This window comes from Halomonas sp. BM-2019 (assembly GCF_017584085.1).
In genome coordinates this window covers 806,328-806,676 of the sequence record NZ_CP071922.1, presented here as the reverse complement: position 1 = coordinate 806,676, position 349 = coordinate 806,328, and the positions used below count along the sequence as shown (strand labels likewise).

Sequence of the window (349 nt, the reverse complement as noted above, 5' to 3'; positions counted from 1 at the left end):
CTGGAACCAGGCCCGCTCCGTCTCGTTGCGGGGCTCGGGCGTGCCGCGGGAGATCTTCCGCGGCGGCGCCTCGGTGCCGCCGATACCGGCGGCCGCCACCCGGATGCCGTGCTCGGCGTACTCGAAGGCCAGGGATTCGGTCAGCGCATTGACGCCGCCCTTGGCCGCCGAGTAGGGAATCCGGTGGATGCCGCGCGTCGCCACCGAGGAGACGTTGACGATCACCCCGCCGCCCTGGGCCACCAGGGTCGGCAGCACGGCGCGGCAGCACCACAGCGTAGGCATCAGCGAGCGATTCACCTCGGCGGCGATCTCGCTCTCGGTGAACTCGGTGAACGGCTTGAAGTTG

At 70.8% G+C, this 349-nt stretch carries 1 protein-coding gene; it reads right to left on the bottom strand.

Translation table 11 applies throughout. The features are described 5' to 3' along the window. Nucleotides 1–349: SDR family NAD(P)-dependent oxidoreductase (locus J5F18_RS04150; RefSeq protein WP_346301066.1), on the bottom strand; the 349-nt coding region annotated here is incomplete at both ends.